This is a genomic window from Arachidicoccus terrestris, from assembly GCF_020042345.1.
GTDB classification, from domain to species: Bacteria; Bacteroidota; Bacteroidia; order Chitinophagales; family Chitinophagaceae; genus Arachidicoccus; species Arachidicoccus terrestris.
In genome coordinates this window covers 761236-782841 of sequence record NZ_CP083387.1, presented here as the reverse complement: position 1 = coordinate 782841, position 21606 = coordinate 761236, and the positions used below count along the sequence as shown (strand labels likewise).

Here is a 21606-nt window from a genome sequence, read left to right as displayed (position 1 = left end):
ATTTACCATGTGATAAAATTGGTTTTGTTATATTGTTTTTAATGAAGAAGCTCGTTTGATAATTTTTGTGGGCAGCATGATTGTTTTAGGGGTACATTTCTGGTTATTTTTTAATGCACTTAACAAGTTGCTTACAACCGTATCTGCAATATCTGTAATCGGTTGAGAGACAGCTGTTACGGGCGGATTTATAAAGCCGAAATGAAAATTATCGTCAAAACTTATGATTCCTATATCGCGTCCTACCTTGAGTTTCAGTTCTTTAAGCGCATGTAGTCCCGCTATCGCCAGGTAATTGGTGGAAAATAGGATGCCGTCTATCTGTCTATTCTTTTGTAGAAAGTTCTTGATTATCAGCAACATTTCCATATGGGTTTTTGCGAAAGGGATATGTAAAACGATTTCATAACCCTGCTTTAAGTGCTTTAACGCCTCCAGATAACCATTGTATCTTTCCTGCATTTGAATCTGATCGGATTCAATGGTTATAAATGCAATGTTTTTGAATGAGTTATTATAGAGTTCCAGTATGCCCATGAAGACACCTCCTCGATTATCAGAGATGACATTACAGGTCTGGATATAATTGAAATACCGGTCAAATAATACCAAAGGCTTTTTTAGTAATAGTAGTTTTTCGATTTGTGGCTCCAATCCAGGCACAGGTGCAATAATAAATCCATCGACTCCGTGAAGGGATAGAATTTCCAGAATGGAAATCGCATTTGGAGATTTATTGCTTGAACTCATTAAAAAGAGGCTATACCCGCTTTTTTCTAATTCAATTTCTACAGCTCTTGCGACTGCAGAAAAGAATGGGTCTGAAATATCCTCAACGAGCATGCCTATGACGTTTGTTTTACCGGTTCTTAAGCTTTGTGCAAGCAGGTTTGGTTGATAACCGATTTTTTTTAGATACGCCTCTACTCTTTCAACTAATCGTTCACTAATCCGGTTTTCCCGTGCTTTTCCATTTATGATGAAAGATATAGTGGTGGGGGAGACGCCTAAATCGTTTGCAATGGTGTGTATAGAGTTATTTTTGATCATAAATAGCTGTATCCATTTAGTATATCGATACAGCAAACTTAACAATTCTTTTCATGCGACCAAATTTTTCAATAAAAAAAATTAGTTGCCCTTTATATATTTTGTAATAAACTGATATACATAGTATTAAGTGTAAATTTAATAAAATAATAAATGTATAAAACACATGTAATAAACGATTTGAAATTTTTAAAATGAGAAATTTATTCTGATATTATGTTTTAATTAACATAAATTAAAGTTAGAATGACTAGGGAACAGGCTTCAATCGGTATTAAGGATATTTAATTTCAATATCCGACTTTATAATTATAATATATGAATATATTATAATTATAAATTACTATAAATAAATAATTTAATTTAAATTTTTGGAAATTTAAGAGGCTTGCTTTTTTCTCGAATGTTAAGGTTTGCCTATTTTATCCTTGAGAAAATTTAAGAGTATCGTAATAAAATGCTAAACATTATTTGGAAAAGTCTCCGAAATATCAAATATTTGTCTATCGATTTACTTTATCGATACAGCAATACATCAAAATGAGTAAAAGACAATCCATTCATACTATCGCTAAAGAAGTTGGGCTATCCGCAACAACGGTCTCTTTAATTATCAACGGCGTTGGCAAGGAAAATAGAATCAGCGATGCAGCTATCAAACGTGTAGAAGATTACCTGGAAAAGATTGATTATAGACCGAATGTGCTGGCAAAGGCGTTGCGGACAGGTAAGACAAACGTGATCGGTATGCTTGTGGAAGATATTTCTGATCCATTTTTTTCCGCCATTGCCCGTGGAGCTGAGGTTGGACTCGAGGAGGCAGGCTACCGGATCTTTTTTATGAGTACCAAGAATAAGTTGGAGAATGCCAAATTCAGATTGGATATACTTAAAAGTTACAACGTCGATGGCTTTATCATTGCGCCGACACCGGGATTGGAAAAGGAAATTCAAAAACTTACAAAATCTGGAAAACCAATCGTCCTGTTTGATAGATATAGTCCGGAACTTCAAACCTGTAATGTAGTGGTGGATAATCGAAGAGGGGCGATGACGGGAGCAATGGAATTAATGAATTCGGGATATAGAAATATTGCTTTTGTCACCCTGGCTTCAAAACAGGTGCAAATGGAAGACAGAAAAAAGGGATATATTGATGCTTTGGGGACGATTCATAAGAAAGAAAGGATCTTAGAAGTTCCATATAATCAGACAACCGAACAAAATACATTGGCAATCAGGGATTTTTTAATAAAGAATAACGAGCTAGATGGCGTACTTTTCGGCACCAACTATCTGGCTATTGCAGGGCTGCAGGCTTTTAAAGACTTGAAGCTTACAGTAGGCAAAGATATAGGTGTGGTTGGGTTTGATGACAACACTAATTTTGCTTTATTCACGCCGTCAATTACTGCAATCGCACAGCCAGTGAATCATATTGCACGATGTATAGTAAAGGAGATGACTACCGCGCTGTCTAAAGATCCTGATTGGATACCAACGACAACGATTTTAAATACGACTTTAGTAAAACGGGAATCCTCGTCAAAACTTTAAAGTAGTTTTTTTGAGCATGTTTTGTTAGATATTGAAATCGATTTCACTACAAGGCTATTTAGTTTTGATAGCCAATTAATTAGTCACGTAAAACGAGTTTATGAAAATTAATTTAATTAGTCAGCGGTTTTATTTTGCCCTGTTTGTTATATGTTTTTTGTCTATTATTCCTCAAAATAATTATGCGCAATCATTGCGTATTTATCCACCTCCAAGTAGTTTGCCCTCCAAATATCAAAATAATGATTTTGTGATAAAAGTCAGAACGCCTGGCGGTAGGTGGAGAAACCTGTATAATTATAAAGTACCTGTCATAAAGGTTATCAATGGCAAAAGCCAAGTGGAGGATGCTTCTATGGCGAGTTTTGATTTTGAGGACAGCGTTGAAGTGTCGGTTCAATTTACCAAAGGCATGGTCAATACTGCAAGAGTTCGACCATTGAGCAAAGGCATTAAGTGTCAAATTAAAGGCAACACACTCTATTTTAGCCTTAACCGGCCGGGAAATCTTTCAGTAGAAGTAAATGGCGATATTTTTCATAATCTTCACTTATTTGCTAATCCGATAGAAACATTTGCCGTTAATAAAAAAGATTCTAATCTTATTTATTTTGGCCCGGGACTACACAAACTGAAGAGTGGGAAATTACTGATTCCAAGCAATAAAACAGTGTACGTATCGGGCGGTGCAGTGATTGAAGGGCAGTTGCTGGTACATAATGCGCATAACGTAAAAATTATGGGAAGGGGAATTATAGATCCGGCAGTAAAAATGGGCGTGCACATTGCAAATTCCAAGAATGTAACTGTCGAAGGGATTGAATGTACTCAATGCGCGACCGGAGGTTCAGACAGTATCTTTATAAAAAATGTAAAATGTATCAGTTATTATGGTTGGGGAGACGGAATGAATGTATTTGCCAGCAGTCATGTTTTTTATGATAACGTGTTTTGCAGAACTTCTGATGATTGTACAACTGTCTATGGAACGCGTATGGGATTTGTGGGAGGAGCCAATGATATTGTAATGCGAAATTCCACCTTGTGGGCTGATGTGGCGCACCCGATTCTCATTGGGACGCACGGGAATGTGAATAATCCTGACACCTTACAAAATATTACTTACGAGAATATTGATATTCTAGACCACAATGAAATGCAGATTGATTATCAGGGTTGCATGAGTATCGACGCCGGAGATGAAAATCTTATTAGAAATGTAACGTTTAAGAATATCAGGATAGAGGATTTTCGCTGTGGGCAATTGGTTAATTTGCGGGTTTTCTACAATAGGAAATACTGCAAGGCACCCGGAAGGGCCGTTGAAAATATTTTATTTAAGGACATTACTTACAATGGAAGTCGCGCATCAACGTCAATTATCAACGGATATGATAGCACAAGGCTTGTAAAGAATGTAGTTTTTGAAAACTTAGTGATTAATGGGCAGAAGATCTCTGATAATATGCCTTCAAAGCCAAGCTGGTACAAGACTTCGGATTTTGCCGGTTTTTTTGTAGGAGATCACACTCAAAATATCAGATTTAAGTAAATTAAATCCTTCTTAGTTAACAAAGATAAACGTGTTCAGTTTATGCGGAATACAATTTCATTGAATAGGAATACGAGTATTAATGGGGTACTGCTTGTACTTTTCTTATGCTGTATTGTTACCGGCTGGACACAAAAGGTATATCATGTTAGCTCCCCTGACGGCAGTTATGATTTTAGCTGTTATCAAAAGCGGAGTGCTGACAGCGGTAAAGTACTGTATTATACGCTGGACTATAAAGGAGTCAGGATTGTCAGCCCTTCCAGACTGGATTTAACCCTGGATAATCACTTGTCTGAACAGGCGATGGCGCTATATGTAGATAGCTCCTTGGCCTGGTTTGGCGATCTGAAAATTGATACTGTAAAACATCGTGAAATGGACACTAGCTGGGAGCCGGTACACGGTGAAAGGAGACAGGTCAGAGACCATTACAGGATGATGACGATAAAGTTGGTTAAAGAGCATAACCCTATTTATACCATGAATCTGGAAGTCAGGGCCTATAATCAGGGAGTGGGATTCCGGTTCTTTTTTCCTTTAAACGAAAAGGGTACTTATTACCGGATCCTGAACGAAAATGACGAGTTCGCCTTGCCGGAGGGTACTAAAGCCTGGTTCGCTGGTTGGGCACAGGCCCCTTATAGCCTTCTGGATTTGAAAAACTGGCCGGAAGAGAGTGAAAGGCCGCTGACACTGCAATTCCCGAATGGTTGGTATGGTTGTCTGGCTGAGGCTGGGATGACCAACTATGCCAGAACAAAATTTAAACTCAGTAAATCAAACCCCGGGACTATCGAAACTTCAATGTATACGCCTGCCGATCTGATTTCGCCGTTCCGAACACCATGGAGAGTAGTAATGGTCGCGGAAGAGCCGGGTCAGTTGCTGGAGCATAATGACCTGATTTTGAATTTAAATGCCCCTTCAAAAATTAAAGATGCAAAATGGATCAGGCCGGGCAAGATTATGCGGGTCATGAAGCAAACAACCAGAGATGCTTTTGAGAGTATCGACTTTGCTGCCCGCCATCACTTGCAGTACATCCTTTTTGACTGGAAATGGTACGGGCCGGCCTTTGACTTTAATTCAGATGCCACAAAAGTAGCTATTGATGATTTTGACCTACCTGCCATTATCAGGTATGGGCAGCAAAAGGGTATTGGTGTCTGGCTATATGTGAATCAACAGGCATTATTGAAACAGTCGGACTCTCTTTTCCGGATCTATCATGAGTGGGGAGTAAAGGGAGTGAAGTTTGGATTCGTGCAGGTAGGTTCTCACCGCTGGACTACATGGCTCGAATCTGTGATAAAAAAAGCGGCAGAGAATCATATAATGGTCAATATTCATGATGATTGGCGCCCTACGGGTGAACAGCGTACCTGGCCCAATTTGATGACTGCAGAAGGTGTTAGGGGCAATGAGGAAATGCCGGATGCCACTCACAATACGGTCTTACCTTTTACAAGGTTTATCTGTGGGCCGGCAGATTATACCATTTGTTATTACAGCAATCGCATTAAGACAACACATGCCCATCAATTGGCTTTAGGGGTGGTGTATTATAGCCCTATTCAAACGCTGTACTGGTATGACACTCCTGAGATGAGTCTCGATGAACCGGAACTGGCCTTTTGGGACCACCTTCCGACCACCTGGGATGATACAAAAGTATTGAATGGTGTTCCTGGCCGCAATATTACGATTGCCCGCAGGAAAGCGGATCAGTGGTTCATTGGTGCAATCACCAATAATGAGCCAAGAAAACTAAAAATAAACTTGGATTTTCTGCCGGCGGGTAGAAAATTTAAGGCTACTATTTATTACGACGACGATGATATAGCATCTAACACGAAAGTCGGTATTATAGAGCAGCTCGTATCTGCAGGGAGCAGCCTGGATTTTTCTTTAAAGGCTTCGGGCGGCGTAGCGATCTGGTTAAATCCAGCTGAATAGCTTATAAATAATCTGTAAAAAATTTGCTTATGCAAATCGAAAATAGAATGAATCTGGAGATCAGGGCAAATGGAGGCAAAGCGCTTTTTGGTATATCCATTATTGCGGCACTGGCCGGTTTTATATTTGGCTTTGATACGGTGGTGATTTCAGGGGCGAACCTGCCTATTAGAGAACTTTGGCATACATCTCCCTGGTTTCATGGATTTTTTATTATGTCAATGGCTCTTTGGGGAACCGTTATCGGTGCTATTTTTGGAGGCAGGCCGACTGAAAAGTATGGACGGAAGAAAGTCCTTTTGTGGGTCGGTATCCTGTTTAGCATATCGGCCGTTGGTTCGGCGTTGGCCCCGGATCCTTACGTCTTTTCCTTTTTTCGCTTTGTCGGCGGGGTAGGTATCGGTGTTTCTTCAATTGCAGCGCCGACTTATATTTCTGAGATTGCGACACCGAAGTCTAGAGGTAGGCTGGGAGCTATGTATCAGTTTAATATCGTATTTGCGATACTGGTAGCTTATCTTTCAAATTACTTTTTGAAAGGTGTCGGCGGGCATAATGACTGGCGGTGGATGCTGGGGGTTATGGCAATTCCGTCTTTGATTTATACCCTGTTGGTATTTATCATTCCTGAAAGCCCCCGTTGGCTGATCGCTCGTAAAAATGATGAAGCAACTGCAGAGACGGTACTTATAAAGATTGGTGTCCAGGATGCGAAGGAAGAGATCCTGTCAATTAAAAAGGGAATAGAAGATGAAACGCAAAAAGGAAAATCAGCCGGTTTTTTTAGTAAAAAATACAGAAGAGTAATATGGCTGGCTTTCTTCGTCGCTTTTTTTAATCAGTGGTCTGGTATCAATTTCATCCTGTATTATGCTCCGGAGATCCTGGAGCGGGCGGGACTGGCCGCAAAAGACTCTTTGTTCAACTCAATTGCTATTGGAGGAACCAATTTGATTTTTACCTTTGTAGGCCTCTATTTTATTGACCGTATTGGAAGAAAATTTTTGCTGGTTATCGGCTCACTGGGGTATATTCTAAGTCTGATCATGGTGGCTTTTGCTTTTTACAGCCACAGTTCTTCCTCATTTCTTTTAAGCTTTTTATTGCTTTTTATTGCAGCACACGCGGTGGGCCAGGGCGCAGTTATCTGGGTCTTTATTTCCGAGATATTCCCCAATAAAGTCCGGGCATTAGGCCAGTCATTTGGAGCAAGTATACACTGGATCTGTGCGGCTATTATTACGCTGATCACACCTGTTTTCCTGGACGGGGACAATGGTGTATTTAAGGATAATCCCTGGCCCATATTCGCTTTTTTCGCCTTTATGATGGTTTTGCAACTGATCTGGGTGCTTACGAAAGTGCCGGAAACCAAAGGTGTATCGCTTGAAGTACTTGAACAAAAGTTAATTAATGAATGACATGTTACCGGTCGATATATGGTTCAGCATTACTTCTGTCCCTGTCGACGTCAGGAATAGAACCGAAATGGCAGTGTCAGGCGTGCTTTCGTGGAGGGTTTGTTCTTCCCGGGGCTGGGGTCATTTAAGTAGTGTGAAACAACTGTAGGGATTTAGCGCATAGCTGCCGTATTTTTTGGATTTTGTCAATAGCGCTATTAATGCTGGGTTTTACAATTATGTAGGCGGGAAACTATAAGTTTAAAACGTGTAAAATGAAAAGATATTTTAATGTAAAGTGCACTGTTACAGCCCTCGTCTTGTTTTTGGGCATGACTTGTGGTTCAATTTTGTATGGCAGGAATACGCATCCTTATTTGTTCTATACGGCTAAAAGGGTAAATGCGCTTAAGCACCGGATTAAAGCTGATACGGTTTTTTCCAGGAGTTGGAACCACATTTTACGTAGCTGTGATGAAGCTCTTGCAAAACCCAAGGGTGGCAATATTGAAGATCTTTCTTTTGCCTATGTGATGACAGGCGACGACCGGTATGCGAAACGGGCTAAAATTTTGTTGACCGACCTTGTTAATCAGCCTTATTGGGATTTAATGGATGACCGCAGACCTGTGTGGCATGCGGGACTGGGTACCAGTCACAAGGGATGGATGGCCTCGGTTACCTTTGACGGGATATATAATTACTTGACGCCGGATGAACGTAAATCCATAGCCAAAAAGATTGTCAAACTGGGTATTGAACCGGTACTGGATGAATGGCTAAGCAAGGATAAACGTATACAGTCTTTGAATAACATGGGTCATAACTGGTGGGCTGCTATTGTTTTCGGTGCGGGGAATTGCTGTCTGGCGATAATGGACGAGGTGCCTGAAGCTAAGAAATGGGCTCAGCAGATTATGGACGTCAGTGATCAGTTTTTCTATTTTAACGGCAGTGTTCTGGAGAATAAGATTAAAAGCTTTGATGTGAATGGCGGGTTCTATGAAAGCATTAATTATGCTAATTACGCCATTTCGGAGTATCTGCAGTTTCGCCTGGCATGGACAAATAGTCTTGGGGAGGTTCAAAAGTCTTATGACGGTCTGTTACAGAAATCAGTTGACTGGTTCATCGAGAGTGCTTATGTAAGAAATGGCCGGATGATGAGTCTCAATTTTGGCGATGGTAACGATTTTGCCAATGGTGGCAAGCCTGCCGCTGTGTTAATCGCGCTGGGTCTTGGTAAACCTGAGTATAAGTGGTATTTGAAACAAGTGGCTGATGACAATTTTAGAGAGGGGATCAATACCGGAAATCCTTTTGGATTATTATATAGCCCGGACCTGTCGGATGCACCGGAACTGCCTGCCCTGGCGCCGTCCGCCATCTATCCTACGATGGGCTGGGCCATGCTTCGTAACAGCTGGAAGCCGGATGCTACTTTCTTGGGGGTGAAGTGTGGCTATACCTGGAATCATGCCCATGCGGATGCCGGCTCCTTTGTACTTTATCATAATGGGGAGAACCTGCTGATCGATGGCGGTGATGTAGGCTATGGTAACGACGCTTACAGTGATTATTTTGTTACAAGCCGGGCCCATAATGTGATGATGTTCAATGGAGTGGCCCAGGATCCACAGGATCAGTATCATGCGGTTAAAAATCCGGGTCATGTCTATGATTTGCTGGATGGCGGTGACCTGAAATACGTACTGGCTGATGCCACAGGGCCTACCTCCAGGAACTTTCTTAGGAATTACCGGAACTTTCTGTGGATCGGGGACGTTATTTTGATTATTGACGATGTGCATACATATGACATAGGTCAGTTCGATTTTCTACTGCATTATGCGGATACGGCTGTTAAGCGGGGCCCCGACCTGGAAATTACAAAAGGAAATGCGGGTGTCTTATTCCGTCCTTTATATCCGGAAACTTTGCCGCTGGGTTATCCGCATGACTTTCCGGAGAAATTAAGATACCGGATTGATTACGGTATAAAGGATAGAACAACCAATGTGAAAATTCCTTATTATGTGTTGTCCGCTCCGCAGAAAACAGACCGGGCTAAGTTTGTCAATGCTATTGTACTCTTGGACAGTACCAACACTGTTCGCAAAACGTTTACGGGCTCATCGGGCGCGAATGCTGCGGCTGGCCGTACTAATCTGCCTGAAATTAAACGCTTCCAGGGCAATAATTATCTGGGACTCCGTATCACGCAAGACGGTGTCGAAACAGAGGTATATATCAATCTGCTGGCTGATGGTCGAATGATGCACCGTAACAGCAGCATAACTATTAATGGGTATGAGACTGATGCCTATATCACAGCCATGAGCTTTCCGGCAGGTGCAGACAAAGCGGATCCAGACGCCATGAAGGCATGCTTTGTTGCAAATGGCAGCTATCTGAGAAAGGACGGCAAACCTATTTTGAGTTCGCTCTCTAAGGTCTTCACCTATTTCGAAAAAACAGGAATGACTTTAAATGTGCAGCTTAAGGGTCAGCCGTTGATCGATCTGTCACTCAGGGGAGCCGGGGTGAAGCGGTTAAAGGTAAATGGCGTTCAAACAGCCCTTCACTTGGGGGAAGATCATATGATCGACATTCGGGAAGAAGGTTTGAATCAATAACGATAAATACGCTGGTCAGCTTAGTATTCTGGAACAGAGCGACAACCGAAATGTAATATGATGAAAATAAAAAATAACTATATTAGATGGAAGAGGGTTGGGACATTGCTGACGGTTCTTGGAATATACGGAACGATTTCACTGTCCTCCTGCAAGCCTGGGCCCGGGTTCGACGTAGATCATCAGTTGAATTACTGTCTGGGGCAATTGTCTAAATCGGTAAGTCAGCTGCCGGACAGTGGTAAGATTCCAAGAAATATTCTACCCGGTCAGAAGGAATGGAACTACGTGGGGTATAGGGACTGGTGTAGCGGTTTCTGGCCTGGAATCTTATGGTACGCTTATGACTATACAAGGGATAGGAAATGGCTCCAGACGGCTGATAGATACTCCCGCCTGCTTTTTCCACTGGCAGACCGATCCCCAGAGGGGCATGACCTGGGATTTGAACTCTATTGTAGTCTGGGGAATGGCTATCGCCTTACAGATAGTACAGACTATAAAGCAGTATTGCTTCGTGCGGCCGATTCTCTGGCGACGCTCTATAATTCCAAAGTAGGGACTATTCTCTCCTGGCCGCATAAAGTAAAGGGGACAGACTGGCCCCTGCGCCATAATACGATTATGGACAATATGATGAATCTGGAATTATTATTCTGGGCGTCAAAAAATGGTGGTGCTAAACGCCTGTATGATATAGCCGTCAGTCATGCCCTGAAAACAATGAAAAATCAGTTCCGGCCGGATTATTCCTCCTACCACGTGGTTCTTTATGACACCGCTACCGGGGAAAAAGTGAAGGCGATTACGCATCAGGGCTATGCCGATAACAGTATGTGGGCCCGAGGTCAAGCCTGGGCTATCTATGGTTATACAATGACCTACCGGGAGACAAAGGATCCGCAGTTTCTGGATTTCGCCCGGAAAGTGACGGATGTATATCTGAAACGATTGCCTGAAGATTTAATTCCTTATTGGGACTTTGATGATCCCTCCATTCCAGATGCACCTCGTGATGCGTCGGCGGCAGCGATTACTGCATCGGCACTGTTAGAGCTTTCTGGATATGTTATGGATAAAACTGTTGCTGAAAAGTATTATGACAAGGCTGTTGCTATGCTAAAGGAGCTTTCTTCTGTGCGTTATCAAAGTCGTAACGTTAATAATGCCTTTTTGTTACACAGTACAGGAAATATGCCTGAAGGTAGTGAAATTAATGCTTCTATTATTTACGCAGATTACTATTATATGGAGGCATTAATCCGATTACATAAATTACAAAATAAAGAGAATCTCCTATAGTTTCTTGTACTTTTTTGTTTGATTGAATAAAACAATTAAGAGAGATCCCATGAAATTGAAGATGTTACACTTGAGTCGATTCCTGATAATAGCTGGCGTATTGTCCTTTGGTCAGTTGTATGGTCAATCGCTATATCCAGGACAGTTTTCAGCTAAAAGAATGGTGAGAGAGAGCGCCAGCTTTAAGGCCTATGCCTTCGATCTAAGGGACGTCAGGTTGCTGCCCTCCAGGTTTACAGAAAACCGGGATATGGCCAGTGCCTGGTTGATGTCTCTATCTGTAGAACGCTTGTTACACAGTTTTAAAACGAATGCAGGTTTATATGCAGGGAAAGAAGGCGGATATGATAGTGTGGATAAACTTGCGGGTTGGGAGGCGCTGGATTGTGAATTGCGGGGACATTCAACCGGACATATTCTTTCAGCGCTCGCTATGTTTTATGCTGCGACGGGCAATGAGCAGTATAGGAATAAAGCGGACAGTCTTGTAAAAGGATTGGCAGCGGTGCAGACAGCACTGGGCAAATCAGGTTATCTAAGTGCCTTTCCAGAGCATTTGATTGACAGATGCATTGCCGGCAAGCCTGTCTGGGCCCCATGGTATGTACTTCATAAGATCATGGCTGGGCTAATAGACCAATATCTCTATTGTGACAATCAAATAGCATTTGAGGTCGCAACGAAGATGAGCCGATGGGCTTATTATAAGCTTCACAATTTGTCCGCTGACCGGCGGGCCGTCATGTTAGGCAATGAATTTGGAGGAATGAATGATGCCTTCTATGCCCTGTATGAGCTGACAGCTGATCCCAAGGATCAATGGCTTGGCGATTTTTTTTATCATGATAAGGTACTGGATCCCTTAAAAACAGGTGTGGATAATCTGGCCGGCATGCATGCGAACACTTATATTCCAAAACTCATCGGCATCGTTCGGGACTATGATCAGAGTGGCACGTCGGATTATAAGGAAATGGCGGAGTTTTTCTGGAAAACAGTGGTCTATCGTCACAGTTTTGCGACAGGGAGTAATAGTGATCATGAAAAATTCTTCGATGCCGATGATAATGTTGGGCATCTTACCGGTTATACTGGAGAGTCTTGTAATGTATATAATATGCTAAAGCTGACCAGTCAGTTATTTTGCTTGGATGCGAACGCTTCTCAGGCGGATTATTATGAAAAGGCGCTATACAATCACATATTGGGGCAACAGGATACCTTATCTGGCATGGTGTCTTATTTTCTACCTATGCTGCCGGGTGCCTACAAAGTATACAGCACGACGGATAGTTCCTTTTGGTGTTGCGTGGGGACGGGGTTTGAGAATCAGGCTAAATATGGAGAAGGTATCTATTATCATAAAGCTGACAGCCTTTACGTGAACTTATTTATGTCTTCCGTACTAGACTGGAAAAAGCAAGGAGTTCAGCTAACACAGCGGACCCGATTTCCTCAAAACGGCCGTTCTAAAATTGTATTATCAATGGCTCAGCCGAAAAAACTAACCATTCGGATCCGGTATCCGGGATGGGCGGGGGAAGGTGCCAGTCTTAAAATCAATGGAAAACGTGTAAGAATAATGGGGAGACCTGGCAGTTACATTACACTTACCCGGAAATGGAGCGGTGGAGATAAGATAGAAGTTGATTTTCCTATGGAGTTAAAAGCAACTGCTGAACCGGGTAATCCTAAAATCATATCTGTTACTTATGGCCCCATTGTGCTGGCAGGGGCTTTGGGAACGGAGAATATCGTACCGCCGGCACCTTTCTCCAATCCGCATTTGCACAATGATTATTATACGTACGATTATCAGGTTCCCGCAAGTGTTTCAAATAAGCTGGTTACACATGGAAAAGACATAAAGGATTGGCTGGATCGGGTAGAAGGGAAACCTCTGACTTTTAAAACAGCGGAAGATGTCACCGGTAAATCAATCTTGTTTTATCCCTTGTTTAATATGGACAGGCAGCGTTATAATGTTTATTGGCATTTGGAGAATTAAGCGTTGCCGGTCAATCGGTAATAGTTTGGATAGTCTAGAGTAGTTTATGAAAATGAATCCTATGAAATTATTGAGAAGCTCAGGATTGCTTTTAGCTTTAATAATGATGTTGTGTGTTTCTGAAAGCAGCAGGGCGCAAAAAAAATATGTTTCCAGGGTCTGGACAGCTGATAATGGAGACGGTACCTATAGGAATCCGATTTTATTTGCCGATTACTCTGATCCAGATGTTATGAGGATAGGAGATGATTATTACCTGGTCTCTTCCAGTTTCAACTGTACACCCGGGCTACCCATTTTGCATTCCAGGGATCTGGTGAATTGGACATTCCTTACGCATGCGCTGCCTGGACTGCCAGATGAAAATCATTATCGTTCGGTAAGGCATGGCAAAGGAGTCTGGGCCCCGTCCTTTAGCCGGCATAATGAAATGGTTTATATCTATTATCCAGATCCGGATTATGGTGTTTTTATGATTAAGGCCAGGAGTCCGGAAGGTCCCTGGTCGGCACCGGTTTTAGTCTTAAAAGGAAAAGGTATTATTGATCCGTCCGTATTATGGGATAATGACGGAAAGGCCTATATGGCTGTGGCCTGGGCAGCCAGCAGGGCAGGGGTCAATAGCCTGATTACGGTTTTTCAGCTAAACAGTGAGGGTACGAAGGTGGTGGATGGGGGTAGGCATGTTTACGACGGCCATGATTTGGATAAGACTGTAGAAGGCCCGAAACTATATAAGCGAAACGGATATTACTATATTTTCTGCCCCGCCGGCGGTGTCAGTACCGGTTGGCAACTGGTGCTCAGATCACGCAGCATTTATGGCCCCTATAAGAGAAAAATTGTTATGGCACAGGGTAAATCAAGTATCAATGGGCCACATCAGGGTGCCTGGGTACATACTGCTTCCGGTGAGGACTGGTTCGTCCATTTTCAGGATAAGGGTGCGTATGGCAGGGTGACTTTACTGGAGCCTATGGTTTGGAAAGATGATTGGCCAATCATTGGTATTGACAAAGATGGTGATGGTTGTGGAGAACCGGTTACAGAATATAAAAAACCGCTCATTAGAGGGGAAACGGCGGTTCAGACACCACAGGAGTCAGATGAGTTTGACGACGGCGGCATCGGGCCGCAGTGGCAATGGCAGGCCAATTCAGAAATCCAGTGGTCCGTGGCATTAAAAAACACTGGATATCTTCGGCTTTTTGCCTATCCTTCTGATACGGGGAAGAATCTGTATGACATGCCCAATTTACTGCTGCAGAAATTTCCGGCACCGGACTTTTCCGCTACGACAAAGGTCAAGTGGAATATTGAATTTGATGAGTGGCAAGGTAAGAAAGCCGGACTGATCATTTCGGGGGACAGCTACGCTTATATATCGGTCCGTAAGCAGGAAGATAAGTTCTACGTTGATCAGGTGGTTTGCAGAGAAGGACCAAAAGGGGCTAGAGAAACTGTTGTGGATGAGCAGCAGGTTAAAGACTCTATCATTTTTATGAGGGTGGATGTAAATGGGCCAGATGCTGTTTGTTCATTTAGTTACAGTGAAGACGGAAAACATTTTCGCTCCATCGGAAAACCATTTAAAGCGCATCCCGATTTATGGATCGGTGCTAAAGTAGGACTCTTCTGTACTTCCCGCTCTGGTGTGAGGACAGGTGGATATGCTGATTTTGACTACTTCAGGATTGATCCATTACAGGAGCGTGAAAGTACCGATAGTAAATAGTTATGCATGAAGGATATTAGCATGAAATATGGCTTGGTTTATATGACGTTCCTCTTAATAAGCATAGGCTTGTTGATGAAGGCTAGTGCGCAAACGGTTAGTGATCCCAGACTAAATGTTTATCAATATAGTGTACCGGTAGGGCAAAGCAAGGCTTACCTGTGGGTCCCGCCTTCTTGCAGGGACATTAAAGCGATTATGATTGCGCTGAATAACCTGACCGAAAGAAGATGGCTGGAAGACCCTGTCATACGTAAAATGGCTGCCAGAGAAGGCATAGGTATTATCTGGGTAGGCCCAGCCGACAAATATGCTACTGGATCTGGTTCAAATAACCTGAATGCGGATATGTCTGGCAATTCGAAAGGATTGCTACTTCAAATGTTGAATGATTTTGCCAAAGTGTCCGGTTACTCTGAAATATCGCGCGCCTATTTGATTCCAACGGGCCATTCTGCCCATGGTCATTTTTCCTGGAATGTTGCCAATGCATTGCCCGAAAGGACTCTGGCTGTCATAGCCATTAAAACCATTCCTTTGCCTGATTCTTTTGACTTTCAGAACATTCCGGTTCTCTATATGCTGGGTCAGACGACAGAATGGCCGCAATACAAAGATGGAAGACCGGGAGACCGAGATTTTTATCCATCGGTGGTGCGGTCGGCGGCAGCGGCACTTAGAAGTAACAATAGCAATAATTTGATCGGCATTGTCGTGGAGCCTGGCGGCGGGCATTTTGACTGGTCAGAAAAGCTGGCCAGGTTTATGGCCTTATTTATTCATAAGGCTTGTAATTATCGCCTTCCACATATTAGTGAAGGGAAAAGTGGTCATCGGAATGCGTTAAGGAGAATCTCACCTGTGTCAGGTTGGCTGTTGTCTGCTAATGCTCCGGACAGTAAGCCAGAGTTAGCATTTTATAAAGCAGTTAAAGGAGATAAGTACGTTGCGGATTGGTTTTTTGATAAGGAGACCGCAAAGTCTGCAGAAAGGCTTAATGGAGATGTCGATACCCGGAAGAAACAAATGCCCTCTGTGATTCAGGGTGGAAAGGTCTTGAATGTAACTAAACTGGGATATGCCGATGCCAGGTTTATACCCGATCCTGATGGAGTCTCTTTTCATTTGAAACCAGGATTTTTAAACAAGGTGCCCACTGAATTGATTGGCGCGGGTAAGCCGCTTGGCAATACCGGTGGAAGAGTCCGCTTTTCAATTGTATCGGGGCCTGCAATACAGACTGGCCCCCAGGCTTTCCGGGTGCATTTTGGCAGGGGAGGGTATGATGATATATGGATTGAGGAATCCGTATCTGGTAATAAAGAGTATCGCCATGCAGTACAACCGGTAAAGGTCACCATTCCAAAGCGACTGACACAGGGCGAAAAGCAAGAAATTGATTTTCCAGAGATACATGATCAAAAAATAGATGTCCGGTCGGTTCAGTTGAAAGCCGTTTCAAGTGCCGGCTTACCGGTTCAATATAGTGTGTTGGCTGGTCCAGCTTATATAAAAGGGGATCACGTGATTTTTACCAGGATTCCGGTCAAAAGCCGATATCCGGTAAAGATTACTGTCCGGGCATATCAATGGGGAAGGCCTTTGTCGCCTTTTGTACAGTCTGCACTTTCAGTAACCCGGTCATTTTTTATCAGGAAATAGACTGGTATATATCAAAAAAATCTCACGACATGAAAACGATGTGTATTGGTGCATTTTGGCTGGCAACTTTATTTTCCAGCGTTCATACGGTAAAGGCTCAGCCGGACATGAACGCTGTATGGCAATGGTCTGTTGCGGTAGACGGTCATTTGGATCATAATACCAATTCACGGGCTTTTCTGTGGATTCCTGAAAACTGTGAGAAAATAAGAGGGTTCATTCTTGCCCAGAATAATATGGAAGAGGAAATGATACTGGAAAATCCTGTTTTCAGAAGGGCAATGGCAGATCTTGGATTTGCGGAAGTCTGGGTTTCCCCCTTTTTTGATCATTTGTTCAGATTTAATCAGGGCGCAGGAGATATTTTTAATCAGATGGTTAAAGATCTTGCAGAGGTTTCGGGATACGCCGAACTGCGATATGCGCCTGTTGTTACCCTCGGTCATTCGGCGGCCGCCAGCTGGCCTTATTACTTTGCTGCCTGGAATCCAGGCAGGACGCTTGCGGCTATTTCAGTGAGCGGGCAATGGCCGTATTTTCGGAACCCGGTTTTTGCACCGGACATTTGGACTCAGCATCAGAATATTGATTTTATTCCATCTCTTGAAACGATGGGGGAGTATGAAAATGCGGAAAGCTGGGCGACGGAAGGGTTAAAGCAAAGAGCGGAACATCCCAGAATGCCGCTAAGTATGTTGGCCTGTCCGGGAGAAGGGCATTTTGCCTCGACGGATAAGAAAGTGGCATATCTGGCATTATATATTAAAAAAGCGGCCGATTATAGGTTGCCTGAGACATATCCTTTGTCTGCAGCACCCAGATTACGGCCTGTTGATCCGGTAAAATCCGGTTGGCTGGTGCCCCGTTGGAAAAGGGATAGCGCTTTTGATGCAATGCCGGCACCAGTTGGGCAGTATAAAGGCGATCCGGTTGAGGCTTTTTGGTTTTTCGATGAAGAGATGGCGATGGCTACGATTGCCTATGAAACCGATGGGCGCGGCAAAAAGCCTGCGTTTATCGAGTACGTACAAAATAATCAGGTTGTACCTTTAACAGATACCCATCAGTTAATAGATCTTAAATTTAAGCCTAAAGCGGACGGAATTAGTTTTGATCTGTCTGCGAAATTTGCTGATACTGTACCCGGCGGAAGCAGGGCGCCGGAAAAATGGACTAAGCTGCCCAAGGGGCATAGGCTTCGGCACCCTGAAAGTGGGATTCCGATTAAAATTCAACCTATTTGGGGGCAGGTTGCCCTCTCTGCAAAAGGCTTTGCTGTCCGGTTCAAAAGGGGAATGCGCATTATGGGAGGCCATCTCGAAGCCTGGTTTCTGGCCTCCCATCCAGGTGATCTTAATTTTAAATCGGTGGGGCTTCAGTCGAAGATGAATATTCCCCTGGAAAATAAAGATGGAAAGCCTCAGTGTATACAGATAGTACCTATTGCCGATCAGATAATCGGAACCGCGAGCGTCCAGCTTCATGGACATTCGAGTGCGGGCCTGCCGGTTCACTATTTTGTACGGGAAGGCCCGGCAGTTATAAAGGGTAGTACATTGATATTTACTGAAATTCCACCCAGGAGTCGGCTGCCGATAAAAATTACGGTTGTGGCCTGGCAATACGGTACATCCGTTGAACCCAAAGTTCAGACGGCGAAGCAAGTCGCTTTTTCATTTAATCTGCATAAATAAAATTAATTATCATGCGAAGGGATTGTAAGAACATACTAATTTATCTGTTATTTATTTTCCTACTGACATTTAAACTAGGAGCTGCAGCCACTAATTTTACTGATCGGACTGCCAAAGCTGAGATACATTCGGTAACGTCTCCAGATGGGAATACCGTTTTTGAGTTATGTACATTGCAAGGGAGCCTAAAGTATAGAGTGCGTTATGAAAACGCCCAGGTTACGGGATGGTCTGATCTCGGGTTTATGTTACAGAACAAAGAAGTAGGGTTGCATACAGGTATTAAGCATGTCTCTTATAGTTCCTGTAATCAAAGCTTTTACTGGCGGCTGGGAGAAAATGACCGTATTGTAAATCATTATAATGCTGCCATATTCACTTGCGGGGATAGAGATGTTATCTACAGCGTTTCTGTTCGTGTATATAAAGGATCGGTCGCGTTTCGTTATGAATTAGCAATGAACAAGTCAATCGGACAGGTGACTGCGGAAAAGACCAGCTTTGATTTTGACCAAGATTTGACAATCTATCAATATAATCAGGAATCTGTTTTTACGCCGGTTGACTTGAATAGCATGAATAAAAGTTGCGATTTTCCCGCGACATTAACTAATGGCAAGAATTTGTTTATAAGTATCGGTGAGGCTGATAACAGGGATTATACCAAAGCGGAGCTGGTAAAAAAGGAAAATGAGAATTCTTTATGTATTGCTTTTACGCATGATTCCGCTGTTAGCCTGGTTCCCGGTTTTGTGTTTCCATGGAGGACCATCAGTATTTCAACAACTGCTATTGGTTTACATGCATACAGTGACCTTTATCTCAGATTGACCGGCAATAGCAAGGATACGATACCTTCTTGGGTTCGCCCGGGAAAGTTGATAAGAGCACAATTAACGACAGAAGATGGTATCCGGGCAGTGGATTTTGCGTCCAGGCATCATTTTCAGTATGTTTTGTTTGATGCAGGCTGGTATGGCAAGGAATTTAATTCTACATCGGACCCCAGAAAATATATTGACAAACTCAATATTCCCGAGGTAATTAGTTATGGTAAATCTAAAAATATAGGGATTGTACTCTATGTCAATTATGTGGGCCTGCGTAATTATCTGGATGATATCATCCCCTTGTATAAAAAATGGGGTGTTGCCGGTATTAAGTTCGGCTTTGTAGATGGATTAAGTCAGAAGGGGATTCAGTGGCTGGTCAAAGCTGTTAAAAAAGTAACCGATGCGGGATTGATTGTAGACGTACATGATAATTACAAGCCTACCGGGTTGAGTAGGTTGATACCTGGATGGTTAACGCAGGAAGGAATCCGTGGTGATGAAAATAGCCCGGATGCTTTTCATACGACCGTTCTGCCTTTTACCCGGTTTTTAGCAGGCCCGGCAGATTTTACGTTTTGTTATCCCAATAGTAAAAATAGCTTTAGTAAAAACCTGAAAGTAAGCAAGGCACAGCAGCTAGCTCTGACTGTTGTTTATTTTAGCCCATTGCAGGCCATTTTCTGGTATGGCCGCCCGGAGGATTATACGAGTGAGCAGGATATTGAATTTTTTAAATATGTGCCGACGGTATGGGATGAAACCCATTACCTGGCCGGTGCGATCGGTAAATATATTAGTGTAGCCAGAAGGAAGGGAGGTGACTGGTTTATCGGAAATGCAGCAGGACCTGCCGACTGGCGTGGAGAAATTAACCTTGATTTTTTACAGCCAGGAAAGCTCTATCATGCTGAAATCTGGAAGGACGGATCTGATGGTAAATTGATCAAAAGCAGACGAACCTTCAAAAAAGGGGATAAGCTGGAAATTCATATAAAAGGGGCACAGGGGAGTGCGCTGATACTAAGGCCAGAGTCCTGATTTATATTCTGATTGAGAGAAATGACAACTGAAACCGGAGACTATGACGAAAGGGAAAAGAATATCCATTGTTGATATAGCCAGAGAGTTGGGCGTCGCTAAAAGCACCGTTTCTTCCGTACTTAATGGAAAGACTGGGGAACGTCGAATTAGTGAAGAGACCAGAAAGGCCATTCTTGAATATATTGAAAAATCAGGGTTTAGGCCTAATGCAGTTGCCAGGTCCCTCAGAACAGGGCGAAGTAGGATAATCGGTATGTTGGTTGAAGATATTTCCAATCCTTTCTTTGCCAGTATCGCTCATTTGGTTGAACAAAAAGTAGCACGATTAGGGTACAGAATTCTTTTATCATCTACTGAAAATGACAATCGTAATGCGGCTGACGCATTGACTACTTTTTGGGAGCAACAGGTTGATGGCTATATTATCGTCCCTCCTGCTGAGTTGCCTGAAGAAATTATGCAGAAGATATTTGGACATAGTCCTCTTGTGTTTTTTGACAGATCTGTCACATCAATGGGTGCAAGTAGTGTAATGATTGAAAACTATAGCAGTATGATATTGGCTACAAGACATCTGATTGAAAAAGGATTTAAGCATATTGCACTTATTACTATTGAATCCGCGCAATTTCAGATGATTGACCGTCGCCGTGGGTATGAAGATGCACTATATCACAGGCAATTAGAAAGTTATATCTGTGAAGTAGATCATCAACTTTCAAACGACCTTATTAAAGACCAGATTAAATTGTTCCTTCAAACAAATCCAGAGATTGATTCGATCGTTTTTTCAACAAATTACATCGCGTTACTCGGTTTGCAGGTTATTAAAGCGCTCGATTTGAAAATTCCTGAAGATATCGGCGTTATTGGGTTTGATGAAAGTCCCTATTACGAGTTAATGAACCCAGCAATCACCAGTATTGTGCAGCCGTTGACGGAAATGGCTGATTGTATTGTTGAATCCTTAATGGAGCAAATAGAAAGTGACGTTAATGGATTAGTGAAAACTAAATCCATTCGACTTACAGCAACACTGGTGGAGCGAGCCTCCACTGCCCCTATAGTTTGATTATTTAGGACCTGGACATGTACCAGGTACACACGACCGATGTTGGTTTTGTAAGACCTGGGAACCAAGTGTCGTTTTTCAGAGAGTAATCTGATTGTCCAATAT

13 protein-coding genes are annotated in these 21606 nt (G+C 42.8%); 12 read left to right on the top strand and 1 reads right to left on the bottom strand.

Annotated elements, in window-relative coordinates:
- Positions 1-27 precede the first annotated feature (27 nt).
- On the bottom strand, positions 28-1050 hold the full coding sequence (locus tag K9M52_RS03120) for a LacI family DNA-binding transcriptional regulator (RefSeq protein ID WP_224070610.1): 1023 nt from the start codon (positions 1048-1050) through the stop codon (positions 28-30).
- A 540-nt stretch (positions 1051-1590) separates the two neighbouring features.
- On the opposite strand from K9M52_RS03120, the gene K9M52_RS03115 reads away from it, so the two are divergent.
- The 12 genes from K9M52_RS03115 to K9M52_RS03060 all read left to right on the top strand — a co-directional run bounded on the left by K9M52_RS03115 (position 1591) and on the right by K9M52_RS03060 (position 21501).
- Positions 1591-2607, top strand: coding sequence for a LacI family DNA-binding transcriptional regulator (locus K9M52_RS03115; RefSeq protein ID WP_224070609.1), 1017 nt, complete (start codon positions 1591-1593; stop codon positions 2605-2607).
- A gap of 250 nt (positions 2608-2857) precedes the next feature.
- The gene (locus K9M52_RS03110) at positions 2858-4159 is read left to right on the top strand and encodes a glycosyl hydrolase family 28 protein (protein ID WP_224070608.1); all 1302 of its coding nucleotides are present in this window, start codon (positions 2858-2860) and stop codon (positions 4157-4159) included.
- 42 nt (positions 4160-4201) lie between these two features.
- A complete protein-coding gene (locus K9M52_RS03105; RefSeq protein WP_224070607.1) occupies positions 4202-6118 on the top strand; it encodes a glycoside hydrolase family 97 protein in 1917 nt (638 codons plus the stop codon).
- A 29-nt stretch (positions 6119-6147) separates the two neighbouring features.
- Entirely contained in the window at positions 6148-7539 is a 1392-nt protein-coding gene (locus tag K9M52_RS03100; protein ID WP_224070606.1) for a sugar porter family MFS transporter, read from the top strand.
- 254 nt (positions 7540-7793) lie between these two features.
- Entirely contained in the window at positions 7794-10154 is a 2361-nt protein-coding gene (locus K9M52_RS03095) for a heparinase II/III domain-containing protein (RefSeq protein ID WP_224070605.1), read from the top strand.
- Between the two features lie 57 nt (positions 10155-10211).
- The gene (locus K9M52_RS03090; RefSeq protein WP_224070604.1) at positions 10212-11456 is read left to right on the top strand and encodes a glycoside hydrolase family 88 protein; all 1245 of its coding nucleotides are present in this window, start codon (positions 10212-10214) and stop codon (positions 11454-11456) included.
- Positions 11457-11505: 49 nt separating this feature from the next.
- Positions 11506-13464 (top strand): glycoside hydrolase family 127 protein, encoded by a 1959-nt coding sequence (locus K9M52_RS03085; protein ID WP_224070603.1) that lies wholly within the window; start codon positions 11506-11508, stop codon positions 13462-13464.
- Positions 13465-13525: 61 nt separating this feature from the next.
- A complete protein-coding gene (locus K9M52_RS03080; protein WP_224070602.1) occupies positions 13526-15199 on the top strand; it encodes a glycoside hydrolase family 43 protein in 1674 nt (557 codons plus the stop codon).
- 6 nt (positions 15200-15205) lie between these two features.
- Positions 15206-16861: a hypothetical protein gene (locus K9M52_RS03075; RefSeq protein WP_224070601.1), complete on the top strand. Its 1656-nt coding sequence runs from the start codon at positions 15206-15208 to the stop codon at positions 16859-16861.
- A gap of 29 nt (positions 16862-16890) precedes the next feature.
- A complete protein-coding gene (locus tag K9M52_RS03070; protein ID WP_224070600.1) occupies positions 16891-18555 on the top strand; it encodes a hypothetical protein in 1665 nt (554 codons plus the stop codon).
- Between the two features lie 11 nt (positions 18556-18566).
- Positions 18567-20426 carry a glycoside hydrolase family 97 protein gene (locus tag K9M52_RS03065; RefSeq protein WP_224070599.1) on the top strand — a complete coding sequence of 620 codons (1860 nt, stop codon included), beginning with the start codon at positions 18567-18569 and terminating at the stop codon, positions 20424-20426.
- Between the two features lie 43 nt (positions 20427-20469).
- Positions 20470-21501, top strand: a complete 1032-nt coding sequence (locus K9M52_RS03060) for a LacI family DNA-binding transcriptional regulator (protein ID WP_224070598.1) — start codon at positions 20470-20472, stop codon at positions 21499-21501.
- Positions 21502-21606 lie beyond the last annotated feature (105 nt).